The organism is Amycolatopsis sulphurea (assembly GCF_002564045.1).
Lineage (GTDB): Bacteria > Actinomycetota > Actinomycetes > Mycobacteriales > Pseudonocardiaceae > Amycolatopsis > Amycolatopsis sulphurea.
On the sequence record NZ_PDJK01000002.1, the window covers coordinates 2,989,545 to 3,006,136 of the forward strand.

Annotated in this window: 15 protein-coding genes and 1 tRNA gene; 6 read left to right on the top strand and 10 right to left on the bottom strand. The window is 69.9% G+C overall.

The genetic code is table 11. The annotated features are described in order from the left end of the window. Positions 1-60: 60 nt before the first annotated feature. The 6 genes from otsB to ATK36_RS19740 all read right to left on the bottom strand — a co-directional run bounded on the left by otsB (position 61) and on the right by ATK36_RS19740 (position 7,740). Complete coding sequence (gene otsB, locus ATK36_RS19715; RefSeq protein ID WP_170069808.1) at positions 61-2,595, bottom strand: trehalose-phosphatase; 2,535 nt, start codon at positions 2,593-2,595, stop codon at positions 61-63. 37 nt (positions 2,596-2,632) lie between these two features. Continuing rightward, positions 2,633-4,084, bottom strand: a complete 1,452-nt coding sequence (locus ATK36_RS19720; RefSeq protein WP_098512884.1) for an alpha,alpha-trehalose-phosphate synthase (UDP-forming) — start codon at positions 4,082-4,084, stop codon at positions 2,633-2,635. An 81-nt stretch (positions 4,085-4,165) separates the two neighbouring features. Beyond that, positions 4,166-5,671 carry a threonine/serine exporter family protein gene (locus tag ATK36_RS19725; RefSeq protein WP_098512885.1) on the bottom strand — a complete coding sequence of 502 codons (1,506 nt, stop codon included), beginning with the start codon at positions 5,669-5,671 and terminating at the stop codon, positions 4,166-4,168. Between the two features lie 186 nt (positions 5,672-5,857). Beyond that, a tRNA-Thr gene (locus ATK36_RS19730) sits at positions 5,858-5,930 on the bottom strand. Between the two features lie 294 nt (positions 5,931-6,224). Beyond that, positions 6,225-6,818 carry a hypothetical protein gene (locus ATK36_RS19735; protein WP_098512886.1) on the bottom strand — a complete coding sequence of 198 codons (594 nt, stop codon included), beginning with the start codon at positions 6,816-6,818 and terminating at the stop codon, positions 6,225-6,227. Between the two features lie 208 nt (positions 6,819-7,026). Further along, complete coding sequence (locus ATK36_RS19740; RefSeq protein ID WP_098512887.1) at positions 7,027-7,740, bottom strand: sensor histidine kinase; 714 nt, start codon at positions 7,738-7,740, stop codon at positions 7,027-7,029. Between ATK36_RS19740 and ATK36_RS19745 the strand changes: the two genes are divergently transcribed. Continuing rightward, positions 7,739-7,963, top strand: a complete 225-nt coding sequence (locus tag ATK36_RS19745) for a hypothetical protein (protein WP_098512888.1) — start codon at positions 7,739-7,741, stop codon at positions 7,961-7,963. The genes ATK36_RS19740 and ATK36_RS19745 overlap by 2 nt on opposite strands. Before the next feature lie 736 nt (positions 7,964-8,699). On the opposite strand, the gene ATK36_RS19750 is transcribed toward ATK36_RS19745, so the two are convergent. Then, positions 8,700-8,906, bottom strand: a complete 207-nt coding sequence (locus tag ATK36_RS19750; RefSeq protein ID WP_098512889.1) for a hypothetical protein — start codon at positions 8,904-8,906, stop codon at positions 8,700-8,702. Between the two features lie 253 nt (positions 8,907-9,159). On the opposite strand from ATK36_RS19750, the gene ATK36_RS19755 reads away from it, so the two are divergent. Further along, positions 9,160-9,714 (top strand): hypothetical protein, encoded by a 555-nt coding sequence (locus ATK36_RS19755; RefSeq protein ID WP_098512890.1) that lies wholly within the window; start codon positions 9,160-9,162, stop codon positions 9,712-9,714. Between the two features lie 32 nt (positions 9,715-9,746). On the opposite strand, the gene ATK36_RS19760 is transcribed toward ATK36_RS19755, so the two are convergent. Next, positions 9,747-10,568, bottom strand: a complete 822-nt coding sequence (locus ATK36_RS19760; protein ID WP_098512891.1) for an acyl-CoA thioesterase — start codon at positions 10,566-10,568, stop codon at positions 9,747-9,749. A 67-nt stretch (positions 10,569-10,635) separates the two neighbouring features. On the opposite strand from ATK36_RS19760, the gene ATK36_RS19765 reads away from it, so the two are divergent. Then, a complete protein-coding gene (locus ATK36_RS19765; RefSeq protein WP_098512892.1) occupies positions 10,636-11,907 on the top strand; it encodes a cytochrome P450 in 1,272 nt (423 codons plus the stop codon). Positions 11,908-12,028: 121 nt separating this feature from the next. Here the strand turns inward: ATK36_RS19765 and ATK36_RS19770 are convergent, their stop codons facing one another. Beyond that, positions 12,029-13,027 carry a small ribosomal subunit Rsm22 family protein gene (locus ATK36_RS19770; RefSeq protein ID WP_098512893.1) on the bottom strand — a complete coding sequence of 333 codons (999 nt, stop codon included), beginning with the start codon at positions 13,025-13,027 and terminating at the stop codon, positions 12,029-12,031. Positions 13,028-13,162: 135 nt separating this feature from the next. Between ATK36_RS19770 and ATK36_RS19775 the strand changes: the two genes are divergently transcribed. From ATK36_RS19775 to ATK36_RS19785, 3 genes are all read left to right on the top strand, one after another. Further along, positions 13,163-13,591 carry a YciI family protein gene (locus tag ATK36_RS19775; RefSeq protein ID WP_098512894.1) on the top strand — a complete coding sequence of 143 codons (429 nt, stop codon included), beginning with the start codon at positions 13,163-13,165 and terminating at the stop codon, positions 13,589-13,591. A 203-nt stretch (positions 13,592-13,794) separates the two neighbouring features. Continuing rightward, on the top strand, positions 13,795-14,130 hold the full coding sequence (locus tag ATK36_RS19780) for a YciI family protein (RefSeq protein WP_245914908.1): 336 nt from the start codon (positions 13,795-13,797) through the stop codon (positions 14,128-14,130). Positions 14,131-14,184: 54 nt separating this feature from the next. Beyond that, positions 14,185-15,465, top strand: a complete 1,281-nt coding sequence (locus ATK36_RS19785; protein WP_281259074.1) for an RNA polymerase sigma factor — start codon at positions 14,185-14,187, stop codon at positions 15,463-15,465. A 186-nt stretch (positions 15,466-15,651) separates the two neighbouring features. On the opposite strand, the gene ATK36_RS19790 is transcribed toward ATK36_RS19785, so the two are convergent. Beyond that, positions 15,652-16,428, bottom strand: a complete 777-nt coding sequence (locus ATK36_RS19790; protein WP_098512895.1) for an IclR family transcriptional regulator — start codon at positions 16,426-16,428, stop codon at positions 15,652-15,654. Between the last annotated feature and the right edge of the window lie 164 nt (positions 16,429-16,592).

Consider the following 16,592-nt stretch of genomic DNA (forward strand, 5'->3'; position numbering starts at 1 on the left):
ATTCCCTCATGGTGGTCTTCACTGCCGCATTCACCGAGGTGTGCTACCGCGGTTCGCCCGTCAGGACTTCTCCGCCAGCAGGTTCGCGCAGCGGATCAGCCCGAGATGGGAGTACGCCTGCGGGTGATTGCCGAGCGAGCGTTCGGCGATCGGGTCGAACTGCTCGGGCAGCAGCCCGGTCGGACCGGCCGCGTCGACGATCTGGGTGAACAGCTCCTCGGCCTCGTCCCGGCGGCCGGTGAGCAGATAGGCCTCGATCAGCCAGGCCGCGCAGATGTGGAAGCCGCCCTCCCCGCCGGGAAGGCCGTCGTCGCGGCGGTAGCGGTACACCGTGGAACCACTGCGCAGCTCCGCCTCGATCGCGGTCACGGTCTGCTGGAAGCGCTCGTCGGCCGGGTCGATCAGGCCGGTCAGGCCGACGAACAGGGACGCCGCATCGAGATCGGTGCCGTCGTAGGCGGTGGTGAACGCCTGCACCTGGTCGTTCCAGCCGTGTTCCAGCACATCGGCCTTGATCCGGTCACGCAGCAGCGGCCAGGCAGCGGGGACGTCGCGGCCGTACTCGTGGCCGAGCTTCACCGCACGGTCGACGGTCACCCAGCACATCACCCGCGAGTACACCCGGTGGCGCGGCACATGCCGCTCCTCCCAGATGCCGTGGTCCGGCTCGTTCCAGCGCCGGGTGACCGCCTCGGTCATCGCGCGCACCATCTGCCAGTCCTCGTCGCGCAGCTCGCCGCGGACCTCGGCCAGCGTGCCGACCAGCTCCACCACCGGGCCGAATACGTCCAGCTGCACCTGGTGGTTGGCCAGGTTGCCGACCCGGACCGGTCGCGAACCGGCGTACCCGGGCAGCGATTCGATCACCGCCTCGGCGCCGATCACGCTGCCCGCCAAGGTGTAGAGCGGGTGCAGCCGTTCCGGTCCGGCCAAAGTGGACAGTACGCCGTGCAGCCAGCGCAGGTAGCCTTCGGCTTCCTCGTGCGAGCCGAGGTGCACCAGCTCCCGCACGGTCATCGCCGCGTCGCGGATCCAGCAATAGCGGTAGTCCCAGTTGCGGACGCCGCCGATCTCCTCCGGCAGCGACGAGGTCGCGGCCGCGAGCACCCCGCCCGTGTCGGTGTTGACCAGTCCGCGCAGGGTGAGTGCGGAACGGCGGACCAGCTCGGTCTGCACCGAGGGCAGCTTCAGCTTCGCTGCCCAGTCGCTCCAGTACCGGCCCGCCCGGTCCCGACGGTCCATTTCGGACAGTTCGTGGGTGCCGAGATCCGTGGTGCCGCAACGGAGTTCGAGCACCACCGGCGCTTCCTTTGCCGGTTGCACGAGGGCGGTCGCGGTGTCGTGCAACCCATCGGAGGTGATCGTCCAGTCCACGCCGGGGGCGCGCAGCACGAACGGCTCCGAGGTGCCGAGCACGCGCAGGCCGTCCGGCTCGGCGACCAGCTTCACCGGCACGCCGCCGAACTCCGGCCGCGGTGCGAAGACCACCTGGGCCGCCGCCTCGCCGGAGATCACCCGCACGATGTCGGTGCGGTGCGCCGGGCTCTCCGGCTCCAGGTAGTCCGTGACCAGCAGCCGGGACCAGCGCGTCTCCACGGTCATCGTGTTCGGCAGGTAGCGCTGGCCGAGCGGCAGCCCGTTGCGGTCCGGTTTGATCGCGAAGTTCCCGGCGCCGGGGCCGCCGAGCAGATCGGCGAACACCGCGGGGGCGTCCGGGCCGGGGTGGCACAGCCAGGTGAGCTTGGCGTCCGGGGTGAGCAGTGCCACGGACCGCTCGTTGGCCAGCATGGACAGCCGCTCGATCGGCGGCGCGGACTCGCCGTAGAGCCAGTTCCGGCGCTCCTCCAGCATGAACGCGAGCACCAGCGCGACGTCCACGGTGTCCGGCACCCGGTAGGCGGCCAGGGATTCGCCCTCGCCGACCTTCACCCCGAGGTCCGGCCCGGCGAGCCGGGCGAACGCCTTCTCGTCGGTCACGTCGTCGCCGAGGAACACCGCGGCGGTCGCGCCGACCTGGTGGCGCAGGGTGTCGAGCGCACGGCCCTTGTCCGTCTGCACGACCGCGAGCTCGACCACCTCCTTGCCGTCGGTGGTGGTCACGCCCGGCCAGGTGCACGGGCCCTGGTGCACGGCCGCCAGCACCCGGCGGCCCGCCTCGTGCTCGGCACGGCGCACGTGCACCGCGATGCTCGCGGGCTTGACCTCGAGCGACACCCCGGGCACGTCGAGCACCAGCTGCTCCAGCTCCGACTCGATGCGCCGGTGCAGTGCCCGCGCCCGCTCGTCGAGGGCGTGGATGAAGCCGATGTCGAACTCCGATCCGTGACTGCCGACGAGGTTCACCTCGGCGGGCAGCCGGGACAGCGTGGCCAGGTCGCGCAGCGCCCGGCCGGAGATCACGGCGGTGGTGGTCTCGTGCAGGCCGGCCAGCGATCTGAGCGCCCCGACGGACTCGGGCAGCGGGCGTGCCTCGTCCGGGTTCGCGGTGATCGGGGCCAATGTGCCATCGTAGTCGCAGGCGACCAGCAGGCGCGGGGTACGGGCGATCTGCACGATCGCGCGGCGTAGCTCCGCGGGCAACGCCTCGGCGGTCAACACTTCTCCTCGGGAGTCCAGCGCGGTACGGGGAGGTTCAGTCGACTGGCTCGGCACCCAGCGCCTGCAGGAACGAGCGTGCCCACCGGTCGACGTCGTGGGTGAGGACCTGGCGACGCATGGCGCGCATCCTGCGTCGGCCCTCGGCGGGGTCGAGCGTAATGGCAGCCTCCAACGCGTTCTTCACCCCGTCCAGATCATGCGGATTGACGAGAAATGCGCTGGTCAGCTCGGAGGCGGCGCCGGCGAACTCGCTCAGCACCAGCGCCCCGCCCAGGTCCGCCCTGGTCGCGACGTACTCCTTGCAGACCAGGTTCATCCCGTCGCGCAGCGGCGTCACCACCATCACGTCGGCCGCGGAGAAGAACGCGGCCAGCTCGGTCCGGTCGACCGACTGGTGCAGGTAGTGCACGACCGGATGACCGACGCGGGCGAACTCGCCGTTGATCCGGCCGACCATCTGCTCGATCTCGCCCCGCATCCGCTGGTAGTGCTCGACCCGTTCCCGGCTCGGCGTGGCCAGCTGCACGAAGGTCACGTCCTCGGGCTTGACCCGTTCCTCGTGCAGCAGCTCGTGCAGCGCCTGCAGCCGCAGGTCGATGCCCTTGGTGTAGTCGAGCCGGTCGACGCCGAGCAGCACCGCCTTCGGGTTGCCGAGGTCGGCGCGGAGCTGCTTCGCGCGCTCCACCACGCTCTTCGACCGGGCCAGCGTGTCCAGCCCGGCCGCGTCGATGGAGATCGGGAACGCGCCGACCCGCACCGTGCGGTCGCCGACCTGCACCATGCCGGGCCGGGACCGCACACCGACCGCGCCGCGCGTCGGTTCGAGACCGACCAGCTGACGGGCCAGCCACAGGAAGTTCTGCGCGCCACCGGGGCGGTGGAAGCCGATCAGGTCGGCGCCGATCAGCCCGCGTACGATCTCCGCCCGCCAGGGCAGCTGCATGAACAGCTCCACCGGCGGGAACGGGATGTGCAGGAAGAACCCGATCCGCAGGTCCGGTCGCAGCTCGCGGAGCATGGCCGGCACCAGTTGCAGCTGGTAATCCTGAATCCACACGGTGGCGCCGTGCGCGGCGACCGCGGCACTCGCCTCGGCGAAGCGGCGATTCACCCGCACGTAGCTGTCCCACCACGAGCGGTCGAACACCGGCGGGGCGACCACGTCGTGGTACAGCGGCCAGAGCGTGGCGTTGGAGAAGCCTTCGTAGTAGTCGCGGACCTCGGCCGCGGTGAGCGAAACCGGATGCAGTACAAGGCCGTCGTCGTCGAACTCCGCCACTTCGACGTCCGGCACACCGGGCCAGCCGACCCAGGCTCCCTTGCGGGAGCGCAGGAACGGCTCCAATGCGGACACCAGCCCGCCCGGGCTGGCCGTCCAGCGGCGCTCCCCGTCCACTCCGTGGTCCAGGTCGACCGGCAACCGGTTGGCCACCACCACGAAATCGGCGGACGGTGCGCTCGTGGTCCCGGCAATCGCGTCAGTCACTCAGCTGCTCCCTCGTCTCGGCGGGTCGCGGCCCCAAGGAAACCCTAGCGCGCGAACAGTGACCGGACGGTGACCAACCGGTTACTCCAAACGTCGTTCGCTCGGCTCCATCGGCCCGGCCATGCGTGGCCCGGCGAGCCTGCGCTCCAGCCTGCCCAGCCCGGTGCGGACCGGCTGCGCGAGGTATTCGCCCAGGACAACACCGGCGGCGAGGGCGAGGCCGACGGTGACCGCGGTGATCAGCGTGGAGATGTTGCCGCCGGGCTCGACCCCTAATTGGTATAGACCACGATAGGTGGAAAGGCCGGGCAACAGGGGCGTGATCCCGGACACGGCGACCACGAGCGGAGTAACCCGCAGCCGCCGGGCGAGTACGCCACCGCAGAACCCGACGAGCGTCGCCGCGATCGCGGACGAACTCACGGCGTCCAGCTGGAGCACCATCAGTCCGCCGTATACGAACGCACCGATCGAACCGGCCGCCGCGGCGACGAGCATCGCGCGCATCGTGGAGTACGACGCGATCGCGAAGCAGGCGGCCGCGCCGGTCCCGCCGATGACCACGATCGGCAGCTGCTGCAGGGTCGAGGTGGGGACTTCGGGCAGCGGCGTGCGCGGAAGTTCCAGCATCACCGCGATCTTCAGCGCGAGCACCACCCCGGTGATCAGACCGGCACTCATCATCGCCACTTCCGTGGTGCGCCCGGCGGCGGTCACGTTGTAGCCGGTGATCGCGTCCTGCACCGCGGAAACGGTGGACAACCCGGACAGCAGCACGGTCACCGCCGCGGCGACCACGAGCGTCGGCCGGTCGGTGGTGAGGATGTCGCTGCTGACCACGGCCATCGCCGAGAGCGTGGCGAACAGCCCGCCCACCACCTGCTGGAAAAAGAACGGCAGGTTGTAGCGGTTGAGCAGGCGGCCGATCCGGTCGATCAGCGCCGAGATGACGAACGCGACCAGTGCGATGTCGAGCTTTCCGCCGAGCAGCAGGGTGATGAACGCGGCCAGCCCGCCCCACGCGATGGTGGCGACCCATCGCGGGTACGGGTGCGGCGCGGACGTGATGCGGTTGAGTTCGGTGTGTGCCTCTTCGGCGCCCATGTGCCCGCGGGTGATCTTGCGGACCAGCGCCTCGGCTTCGGTGAGCCGGGTGTAGTCGAGGCTGCGCGTGCGGACCACCCGCAGCGCGGTGACCGGGGCGAGTTCGGTCCCGCGGTGACAGGTCGCGGTGATCGAGGTGAAGATCACGTCGACCTCGCAATGCGGGAGCCCGAGCGCGGCGGTGAGCGCGATGATGGTGGCGGTGACGTCGGAAGCGCCTGCGCCGCTGGCCATCTGCACTTCGCCGATGCGCAGGGCGAGGTCGAGCACGAAGTTGACCGTCGCGTCGTCCGGCGGCTTCGGGCCGAGTGCCTCACCGGTCTCCACGGCAGGTTGCTGCGCTGTCGGCGCTTCCAGGATGTGCCAGGCGCGGCGGCGCAGCAGATTCGGCCGGTAACGCTGCTGGGAACGCGGCTGCGGAGGCTCGAGGATCGGCCACTTTCTCCGCGTAGCGCCCTGGCCGGCACGTTCGTTGATCTTCACGATCGATCCCCACCTCCTCATCGGTTCCCGGGGACCATCGGCCGACCCGGCGCGGCCGTTGCAGTGGTGTGCGCCACAGCTGCCGACGATCGTGCCGCACCTCGCTCGATTGTGCCGCGCACAGCGCCTGAGCTGGGTTTTGCCCGCGATACGGGGACACCGGGAGAGGACCCGGGTGGAGAGGGGAGCCGGCAAGGGGACTCGAACCCCTGACCTACTGCTTACAAGGCAGTTGCTCTACCAACTGAGCTATGCCGGCGATGCCTGGATCAGGCGGGACCGAGTATATCGGCGGGTCCGCGGCTCCGGCGGACCCGGCCGGTCTTCCCGCGCGAACGGCCCCTCCCCGCGGTCGTGGCGGAGAGGGGCCGGAGTGAACGGGGCGGGGTCAGCCGCGGCCGCCCTTGCCGACATTGGGGTCGCCGGGGTTGCCCTTGCCCACGTTGGGGTCGCCCGGGTTGCCCTTGCTCACGTTCGGGCCGCCGGGGTTGCCCTTGCCGATGGTGTTGTCGCCGGGGCCGGAGTTGACCGCGAAGCCCGCCGCGCGGCTGGGCTAGACGCCCGGTGCACCGCTGGGGATGACGCCCGGGACGCCGCTGGGGACGACGCCGGGTGCGCCGCTGGGGATGACGCCCGGGACGCCGCTGGGGACGACGCCGGGTGCGCCGCTGGGGACGACGCCCGGGACGCCGCTGGGGACGACGCCGGGTGCGCCGCTGGGGACGACGCCCGGGACGCCGCTCGGCACAACGCCCGGGACGCCGCTCGGGGCGAAGCCCTGGGTCGGAATCGGGCGGCCGTGGTGCGGCGGGGTGGGAACGTCCGCCCGGACGGCTGCGGTGGGGGGCTGGACCCCGCCGGGCGCCGGGGGCGGCGAGACGTCGCCGGGTGCGCCGGGGGGCGGGACGTCGAGGGGCGCGGCGGACAGGTGCCCGATGATCGGCTTGGTCGGCCAGGTGGGCAGCTGGCCGAGATTGGGCTTGGTCGGGCGGGCGGGCAAGGGGTCGTGGTTGGGCTTCGTCGGGTTGTCCGAGGCCTGAACGGCCGTCGCGGGCGTGGCGGCCAGCGCGATCGACGAGGCCGCGGTCACGCCGAACGCCGCCATCGCGGCCACGGCGCACGCTTGGGCCAACCGGGTCTTCTTCATCGAAAAGCCTCCATCGGATCAGGTTGACGTGAAAGAAAAAGGTGGTGTGCTCGTGGATAGTTCCTAGAGCATTGACGAAGGCGGCGCGATGGTCCGGGACCGAACCGGACGGGGGTCTGCCTGAAATTACCGCGCAAGGAGCCAGGATTTGCTCGCAGTGCGAACGAATGTATTCACATGATGGGAATACTGGGCCACAGTGGATTGATCAGCCCGGTATACGCGCCTCGACCGCCCAGCCACCGGAATCGGTGGGGCACGCTCGCACGGTGCCGCCCAATACTGCGATGCGTTCGCGCATCGCGGTCAAACCCAGTCCGGTCCAACCACGGTCGGCCGGTGTGTGTCCGGTGGCCGCTGCCGAGTTCGTGACGACCAGATGCACTGCGTCGGCGGTGTAGCCGAGGTCGATGCGGCGGGTGGCGCCGGGTGCGTGTTTGGCCGCGTTGGCAAGCGCTTCCTGCGTCGCGCGGAGCAACGCGTGGGTCACGTCCGGGGTGGCCGGCCGAGCCTCTCCGGTACAGGTGAACGGGACAGCTTCGTTGTCCGCCAACGTTTTCAGCGCCTCGGACAGGCTTTGGCTGTCGTCTCGCAAGGCCAGCACCGCTGCACGCATCTGCGTCACGCTGTCCACCGCGATCGACCGTGTCCGCAACACGACACTGTTCGCTTCCTCGCTTCGGCCCCTGGTGGCGAGCGCGTCCGCGAGATCGAGTTGCATGGCAATGCCGGTGAGCGAGTGACCGAGAACGTCGTGCAGCTCGCGGGCGATCCGGTTGCGTTCGAGCAGAGCGGCTTCCCGCGCCTCGGACGCGGCTGCGCGCTGTGCCTCCACGGCGGCGCGTTCGGCGTTGGTCAGCGCATCACGCCGGTCCTGGCGCGACATTCCGATGTTCGTCAACGTCGGTGTGAAGTTCGGCATGAGCTTCTTGATGAACGTGGTCGCCCCGGATCACCCGCAGGCGGGCAATACGACGATGCTGACCGTGGGCGTCAGCCTGTTGCTGGAGGGCTTGGTCACCATGGCGAAGGCCTCGCGCAGCGAGTACCGCATCCCGTGGGACAAGCGCCGCGACGGAGCCGCCCGCCCCTCACTGGGGCGGCCCGACCAGCAACGCCCTGACCAGCGACGTCCCGACCAGTGACGTCCCGACCAGTGACGTCCCGACCAGTGACGTCCCGGCCAGCGACGCCCGGATCGGCAACGTCCCGTCCGGCAGCGCCGGATGGCGACCGCTCGCGCCGGAGCGCGCTGGAACACCACGGGTGCCGACGAGGCGGGCTGGCCCTCGGCACGCCGTCGCCGCCGTCGTTGCTGGTGAGACGGGAATGGGTCGGTTTCGACCGATCCCGCGGGGTGTGGCCCGGTCCTGATGGACCGGGCCTCTTCGTTTCGGCCGGTATCAGCGGTAATTGCTCAGCCAGGTCCGGTTTGTGTCGTCTCGCTCTCCAGGTCGTGGGGCGACTTTCGTTGCCCTGTCTCGCTTCCCACTGCCGGTACGACACTGCCGCGACCTCTGCAGACGCGCGGTCTCGGCGCAGTCATCCGATGCGGCAAGCGTTTTCGTGGACTCCCCTCTCCGCACGGAACGAGTGTCCGGTGGGTTTCTTCGTGGAACGAGCACCGCTTGGCGGCTGCGTTTGTCGCGTTGTCAGTAGAACGGGTGTCGCCCACAAGGTGTGTTCTCCGCGGCGCGGGCTTTGCCTGACGAACACGCTTCCCCGCGCCCCGCGCCCCGCGCCCCGCGCCCCGCGCCCCGCGCGGGCCGGTGACCGGCGCCTTTCCCAGTGTTGCCGAAGTGGCCCCAGTAATCGGGCCGGTGACCGGCCTCTTCCCCAGCGTTGCCGAAATGACCCCAGTAGTTGCCGAAGTGGTGCTGTTCAGGAGGCCAGCCGCACCCGGCGGTCCCGGGCGTAGGAGACCAGTTCGCGGACCTCGTCGGTGGTCATGATGCAGACCGCGTCGTCCTGTACCTCGGCCGTGGCCACCTGCAGTTGCCACGACCGCAGGCCCGGCGCGGGTTCGTGCCAGAACCACTGGCCCTGCGTGAGGTCCTCGGCGGCGACGGTGAGCTCGTCGATTTTCATGCCCGAAGCCTAACCTGGACCACCGACAAAAAATCGCGCTCCCGCCCAGTCCGCGGAAACTGTCCGAGGGCGGGCCGGGTTCCTTGCGTGGGAACCGGAAACCGGCTTGTTCCTCGGGTTTGTCGCAGGTCAGCGCCTTGGACGGGGACCCGGTCGGGCGAAGGCAGGTTTTGCATGCCCGTGCGGGCTGTCTTAGGCTTCGCCGATCACCGCCGCATACCCGGGGTGTCCCCGGGAGAAGAGGAACGGCGCGATGCCCCTGCTCGACCCCAAGTTCTACCGTGACGTCGACTTGCGGACGATTCTCCGGATGGAACGGCGATTGCCCTGGTACGGATGGCCGCATCTGCCGCTCGGCCTGCTCGTCTGCGTCGCCGCGATCCTTGCGGCGTATCGGGTGCCGGGGTCCGCGCACATCACCACTGCACTGGTCGCGGGCGGCGGGGTGGTCGGCGGGTTCTCCGGCTACGGCTGCGGTCTGGTCATGGTGAGCACCCCGGACCTGGTGCAGACCGGCTACCTGCACTGGCGACGTACCCGGACGTTGTGGGTGCTGGTGATCGTGCTCGGCGCACTCTCGGCCGCGTCGATGATCGTGGTCGTGGTGTGCCACATCGTCCTGCTGGCCGGGGCGTCCGGGCCGCATCCGTTCACGCTCTCCGTCCAGGCCGGGCTGTACCTGCTGCTCGTGGTGGTGAACACAGTGCTCGCCGGGCTGGAGGCATGGCAGCTGTCGAAAGTGTTGTACCGGCCGGTCACCGGCCCCGCTGCCGCGCCGTCCCGCTCGGTTCGCGCCCGGCTGGGCTGAACTGTCCTCATTGGACAGAGCACAAAGGATTGTCAGTGGTGGCGCATCAGCACTTCCTGGGTGACCGAGGCAACCAGGCGTCCGTCGGTGGTGTAGAACTCGCCGTGGGTCAGTCCGCGGTTGCTTGCGTAGCTTGGGCTCTCCATGTCGAACAGCAGCCACTCGTCGGCACGGAACGTGCGATGGAACCACACCGCGTGGTCGAGTGAGGTCAGGTGCGGCACGCCCGGCTCGTCGCGGTGCGGCAGCCAGACCGTGCCGGCCAGCCGGATGTCGGAGATGTAGGTGAGGGCGCAGACGTGTGCCAGCGGGGTGTCCGGTAGTGCGTCCTTCGCCCGCACCCACATCCGCTGCCGCGGGCCGCGGCCGTTGTCCGGCAGGCCGGTCTGCGGATCGCTGACGAAGCGCACCTCGATGGCGGAGAGCATCGTCGACGACTTTTCCTGCTCGTCGGTGACCGCCGCGTCCGGCGCCGGTGCTTCGGGCATCCGGGCCTGGTGTTCGCTGCCGTCTGCTTCGAGCTGGAACGACGCGGACAGGCTGAAGATGCTTTCGCCGTTCTGGATCGCCACGACTCGGCGAGTGGTGAACGAGCCCCCGTCGCGAGTGCGCTCGACCTCGTAGATGATCGGCATGTCGGTGCGCCCGCCGCGGATGAAGTAGCCGTGCAGCGAATGCACGTGCCGCTCCGGGGGCACGGTCGCGCCGGCCGCGGTGAGTGCCTGCGCCGCCACCTGGCCGCCGAACGCGCGTTGCGGGGAGCCCTGATGACACCAGCCGCGGTACAGGTTCAGTTCGAGTGGTTCGAGCTCGAGCAGCTGGCTGAGTACGAGATGCGTGGAGTCGAGGGTCACCGGGCCAGTCTAGGCAACCATTCGTCGCCGGTGCGGGCTCAGCGTCGTTCCGGGCTAGGGTCGGCTGGTGCCGAGTGCTGAGATCGCCGACCCGGACACCTACGTCACGGGCGTGCCCCACGAGCTGCTCGCCCGGCTGCGCCGGGAAACCCCGGTGGCTCGGATCGGTGATTTCTGGGCCGTGTTCCGGCACGCCGACGTGCGGCAGGTGCTCCGGAACCCGGCGTTGTTCTCGTCGCAGGCGGGCGGCACGCAGATCCGCGATCCGGCGACCGCGGACGATCTGCGTTACGTGCGGCGGATGATGCTCAACATGGATCCGCCGGAGCACGGGCGCCTGCGCGGCCTGCTCACGAAGGCGTTCACGCCGAGGGCGATCGCGCGCCTGACCGAACGGATCGAGGGCTGGGCGGCAGGACTGGTCGAAGCGGTGGCCGACCGCGGGGAATGCGATTTCGCCAAGGACGTGGCCGCGGATCTGCCCTTGCTCACGCTGGCCGAGGTGTTCGGCATCCCGGAACGCGACCGGCGGCTGATGTTCGACTGGAGCAACCGCGTGATCGGCTACCAGGACGCCGAGTACGCGGCGAGCGCGACAGTGCGTGCGGAGGACGTGACCGAACTGGCCAAGGCCGCGCTCGCGGTGCGCCCGGCGCCCGGACCGGGCGGCACGATGCCGGATCCGCGCACCCGCGCCGGAATGCCCGACCTGTACGCCTATGCGCACGCACTCGGCGAGCACAAACGCGCTCATCCCGGCGACGACGTGATGAGCAACCTGATGCGCCACGTCGGCGACGACGGCGGACGCGTGTCGATCGAGGAGTTCGAGAACCTGTTCTGGCTGTTTTCCGTGGCCGGCAACGAAACCCTGCGCAACGGCCTGCCCGGGGGAATGGCCGCGCTGCTCGCGCATCCCGCGCAGTACCGGAGACTGATCGAGGACCGGTCGCTGCTGCCCGGCGCGGTCGAGGAGATGCTGCGCTGGTGGACACCGGTGATGAACTTCCGCCGCACCGCGGTCCGCGGCGCTCGTCTGTCCGATGTGGACATCAATCCGGGCGACAAGGTGGTGGTGTGGTTCTCCTCGGCGAACCGCGATGAGACGGTGTTTCCCGATCCGGCCACCTTCGACGTGACGCGGGCGCCGGGCGAGCATCTGACCTTCGGTCATGGCCCGCATTTCTGCCTCGGCGCGAACCTGGCGCGGGTGCAGATGCGGGCGTTGTTCGCCGCGGTACTGGACCGGCTGGGCGAGGTTCGCCTCGCGGGCGAACCCCGTCGATTGCGGTCCAATTTCCAGAACGGGCTCAAAAGCCTGCCGATCCGCTGGGACTGACCCCGTGGCCCACGACCGCGGGCCGCGGTCGGCTGGACGTGCAGTGCCGCATTCCTTTCGCCGGGCCGGCCAAGAGTGTGCGGGCCGGGCAGCCCGGCGAGACGAGTGGTCGCGCGGTGGACTATTCAGCGGTCCACGCGTCGCCCCATTCCGCGGACCTTGCGGCGCGGTAGCGGGGCCCGTGGCGCTTGGACACGACGGTGGCCGGGGCCAGGCCATCGGTGGTGCAGAGGTCCAGGTGCACGAAGCCCTTGTGCTTGCGCGGGTGGCGGATGATCCGGGCTTCCGGGCGGTCGATCGGGGCGGTTGTGGCGGCGACGTAGGCGAACTTCTCGTCTTCGAAGCCGAGGGTGCTCGACTTGATGCGTCGGTGGAGGCTGCTGCGGGGCAGCCTCGCGGCGAAGTGGCACCAGTCCTCGCCGGGGCTGATCGGGCAGGCGCCGTCGTGCGGGCAAGGGGCGACGATCGGGCGGTCCAGCTCGCGCAGGATGTCCCGGGCGGCGCGGATGCGGGCGAAACCGGCGGGGGTGCCGGGCTCGACGAGCACGACGGTACCGGCTTCGGCAGCGAGCCAGCGGACCACCTCCGTGCGGCCGCGCTCGGGGAGTTCGCCGAGCACATAGGACAGCGTGACGAGGTCGGCGCGGGGTGCGGCGCCCGCGGGGTCGATCGAACCGCGTTGCCAGGTCGCCGAGCGGACCGCGGGTTCATCGGCTTTCGCGGCCAGTTTCCGGCCGAGGGTGAGTGCTCCGGCGACCTGCTCGACCACGGTGCACTTCTCCAGCGAAGGCCACGTTCCGGCGGCGGCCCACACTGCGGCGCCCGTCCCGCCACCGAGGTCGATCTGCGTTCGCGGGGCGAAGGTGGGTGCGGCCGCGGCGACCTCGGCCAGGGCCGCCGCGACCGCCGCGTAGGTCGCCGGCATTCGATACCCGGCATAGGCGGCGACGTCCGGCTCGGAGGCCAGAATCGGCGCGGTCGCCGAGTCGCCTTGTCGATAACGCTTGCTGAGCCGGTCGACCGTCTGGGTGAGCCGGGTTTCGGGGAACCGGCCGAGCTCGTCGTCGAGCGCGGTGCGGAGATCGTCGGGAAGGTGGGCCACGGGCACCGATTCTCCCATGTCCGATTTACCCGGCTCAGCGCTCCTGGCCTGCTAGTTTCGGGGCGGGGAAAAAATTTCGGCGGGGGTGTCGATCCGGCCCTCGCCCGTTCGACGCAAGGGTGCAGGCACACCACTAGCGAAAGGTTCAGGCTGATGCGGTTCATGGTGATCATGAAGGCCAGTGAGGAGAGCGAATCGGGCCAGCTGCCCAGCACCGAGCTGCTGACCGAGATGGGCAAGTTCAACGAGGAGCTCGTCCAGGCCGGGGTGATGCTCTCGGGGGAGGGCCTGCAGCCCAGCTCCGAGGGCGCGCGGGTGCGGTTCGGGGGCACGGCCGAGCCGACGGTGCTGGACGGTCCGTTCGCGGAGACGAAGGAACTGGTCGCCGGGTTCTGGATCCTGCAGGTCGGCTCGCTCGCGGAGGCGGTCGAGTGGGTCAAGCGGGTCCCGAACACCGACGGCGCGCACCACGAGATCGAGATCCGGCGGATCTTCGAGGCCGAGGACTTCGGCGAGAACTTCACCCCGGAGCTGCGGGAGGCCGAGGAGAAGCTGCGGAAGGAAGCCGAGAAGAACGCATGAGGTTCATGGGGCTGGTGAAGGCCGACGCGGATTCGGAGGCGGGCCAGGGTGTCGGCAAAGTCGGTGTGGAGGTCCGTGAAGGGCCCCTTCACGGACTCTGAGTCCGTGAAGGGCCCCTTCACGGACCCTAAACCGGTCCGGCGCACGCCACGAGGTGGCCGCACACGCCTCCGCATCGTCCGCCGCCGGGTACCCGACCAACTTTGCCGGAACCCTGCCCGGAGGCGGGCATTCCGCCCAGCACCGAGCTGATCGAGCAGATGGGCCGATTCAACGAGCAGCTCGCCGCCTCGGGGCATCTGGTGCAGGCCGCCGGGCTCACCCCGAGCGCGACGGGCGCCCGGCTGGTGTGGTCGGCCGGGCAGCCGGAGCCCGCCGTGGTGGACGGCCCGTTCGCCGAGACGAAGGAACTGGTCGCCGGGGTCTGGGTGCTGGAGGGCTCCTCGGTCGAGGAGATCGTCGAGCTGATGCGGCGGGCACCGAACCCGCAGCTGCGGGCGGGCACGATCGAGATCCGCCCGGTGGCGGCCTCGCTCTGACCCTGCGCCCGCCCGAGGGTTGCCTCGGGCGGGCCGGGCCTTTCTGATGGGCCCGTGAGCACGCACGGAGCGGTCGAAGCGGTCTGGCGGATCGAGTCGGCACGGGTGATCGCCGGGCTCGCGCGAATGGTGCGCGACGTCGGGCTCGCCGAGGAGCTGGCGCAGGACGCGCTGGTCGCCGCGCTCGAACAGTGGCCGGAGACCGGAGTCCCGCGCAATCCCGGCGCATGGCTGATGACCACCGCGAAGCGGCGGGCCGTCGACCTGTTCCGGCGCAACGAGACGCTGGGCCGCAAGCTCGGCGAACTCGGCCGTGCGCAGGAGCAGCTCGGCGAGGGCGTGCTGCCGGACTTCGACGCGATCCTGGACGACGAGCACATCGAGGACGACCTGCTGCGGCTCGTGTTCACCGCCTGTCACCCGGTGTTGCCGATGCAAGGCCGGGTGGCGCTCACCCTGCGCATGCTCGGCGGGCTCTCCACGGACGAGATCGCTCGCGCGTTCCTGGTGAAGGATTCCGCGGTCGCGCAGCGAATCGTCCGGGCGAAGAAGGCGCTTGCCGACGCGCAGGTGCCGTTCGAGGTCCCGGTGGGCGAGGAGCGGATGGCGCGGCTGCCCGCCGTGCTCGAAGTGATCTACCTGATCTTCAACGAAGGCTATTCCGCGACGCGCGGTGACGACTGGATGCGGCCGGCGCTGTGTGCGGATGCGCTGCGTCTGGGCCGGGTGCTGGCCGGGCTGATGCCGACCGAGCCGGAAGTGCATGGATTGGTGGCGCTGCTGGAGATCCAGGCTTCGCGGTCGGCGGCGCGCACCGGGCCGAACGGCGAGCCGGTGCTGTTGCTGGAGCAGGACCGCAGCCGGTGGGACCGGTTGCTGATCAAACGAGGGCTGGACGCGCTGACGCGGTCCGAAGAGCTTGCCGAAGGCGCGTACGGCCCGTATTCGGCGCAGGCCGCGATTGCCGCCTGTCACGCTCGGGCGCTCGCCCCGGAAGACACCGATTGGACCCGGATCGCCTTGCTGTACGAAGGTCTCGCACAGCTCACTCCGTCGCCGGTGATCGAGCTGAACCGGGCGGTCGCGGTGTCCATGGCCTCCGGGCCTGCGGCCGGCCTGGCGCTGGTGGACCGGCTCGTGGATGAATCGGCGCTGAAGAATTACCACCTGCTGCCGAGTGTGCGCGGCGATCTCCTGGAAAAGCTGGGTCGCCATGACGAGGCGCGCGCGGAGTTCGAACGTGCGGCGGAAATGACGGGGAACGCTCGGGAGCGAGCCTTGCTGCGGGACAGGGCGGCATCGTGCGCGCAGGAGGCGGCCGGGGTGCAGTCGTGACGCCGGGGCCGTCGGCCGGCTGAGCGGGGTGGCGGGGTGCGGGGTGATCGGCATGGTTTCGACAGTGCCTGAACGAACCGACAGAACCGGCTTCAGAAGGCGTTGAGGGCGCTGGTTGTGCACAACTTCGATGGGCTGTGGACAGTCCGGTCATTCGCCGCGAGTGAGGCCCGTTGATCAGGGCCATCACCGACTGCGGACGTACCCCAATCGCAGGGACAACGCCGCTGCCGTGCCGGCCACTGTGGGGCCGAGTTCCTCGACGCGCCGCAGCACGCGTGGAGCAGGTCCGGCAATGCTGATCGCCGCGATCGGCCGTCCGGAGTGATCACGGACGGCAGCTGCGACACAGCCGATGTCGGGCTCGTTCTCGATGTCATCGACCGCCCAACCACGGCGGTGGGTGCGGGCGAGATCGTCGAGAAGTCGTGCAGGGTCGCTGATGGTCTTGAGCGTGAGACTGTCCAGCCTCATCCGCCGTACGCGCGCGACGCGGTCTGGCTCGGGTAGCGCGGCGAGCCACGCCTTTCCGAGCGACGTCGTGTGCTGTGGTCGTCGCGTACCCAGACGGGACGCGAGCGTGACCGCATTGGAGCTGCGCTCAGTCGCGACATAGACCATGGCATCGTTGTCAGGCACCGCGAGGTACGTCGTTTCGCCGGATCGCTCAGCCAGCGCCGATAGGTAGCGCGATGCGCAACGGTGCAGGTCAGTCGCCGCCATAGCGCGCGCACCCAGCTCCACGAGACGGGTGCCCAGCCGTACACGTCCGGTGGCGCTGTCCGCCTCCAGGTACTCAAGCTGTTTCAGGGTGCCGACGATCCGGTATGTGGCGCTGCGCGAGAGACCGAGTTGCCGCGCGATCGCGTTCGTCGAGAGCTCTTGGTGCTGTCCGACGTGCTCCAGCACCGCGAGCCCCCGCTCGAGGGTGCCGCTCTGGTCGAGTCCGCGTGCTTCGTCCACGCCCACCTCCGCGTATGCCAGGCAACCGTACGTGGTGTCGTTAGGCGGGTTGGACGGTAACACCTCCGATGTATGTGCGAAAGATCTTGACCAACCTTCGTCGTATGTCGGCAACAGGGGGTGCAGAAATGGTCCAACCTCCGATCAGTAGGCGCGGCTGACGT